The following is a 413-nucleotide window of genomic DNA, read 5'->3' as shown; positions in this document are numbered from 1 at the left end:
CTCGTTCGGCGTGGCGAACGACGCGCGACGACTCGGCATCGGCCGCGCGTTGCTCGATCATGCCGAGCGCGCACTCGCCACGCTCGGCTGCCTGAAGATCAATCTGCAGGTGCTGCCCGGCAACGACGACGCGTGCCGCTTCTATGCGGCGCTCGGCTATCGCGTCGAGGAACGCATCTCGTTCGGCAAGACGCTGCCGGCCGCCTGACGACGCCGGCAGTCGCCTGCCTCAGCGCGTGATCGGCCCCGCGTCCGGCAGCGGATTGCCGAGCGCGTCGGTCGGCACGGCCTGCTTCTCGAACGCCGCGAAATACGCGGCCCATTGCGTGTCGCTCACGCGCACGATCAACGCGCCGTCCTGCCACACGTCGTTGTGATCGTTGTGGTCGTTGCCCGCGCGGTGCAGGTAGTTC

The 413-nt window shown here is 68.8% G+C and carries 2 protein-coding genes; one reads left to right on the top strand and one right to left on the bottom strand.

Annotated elements, in window-relative coordinates; genetic code table 11:
* Positions 1-208, top strand: a 208-nt coding sequence (locus SB751_RS28350) for a GNAT family N-acetyltransferase (protein ID WP_410748833.1), incomplete at its 5' end; no start/stop codon positions are given.
* Positions 209-229: 21 nt separating this feature from the next.
* Here the strand turns inward: SB751_RS28350 and SB751_RS28345 are convergent.
* The coding region (locus tag SB751_RS28345; RefSeq protein ID WP_410748832.1) for a DUF2278 family protein at positions 230-413 on the bottom strand (184 nt) is incomplete at its 5' end.

The sequence above is a fragment of the Cupriavidus sp. SIMBA_020 genome (assembly GCF_046535395.1).
Classification (GTDB): domain Bacteria; phylum Pseudomonadota; class Gammaproteobacteria; order Burkholderiales; family Burkholderiaceae; genus Cupriavidus; species Cupriavidus campinensis.
Note: the sequence above shows the minus strand (reverse complement) of the source record. Positions and strands in the feature narration are given on the sequence as shown.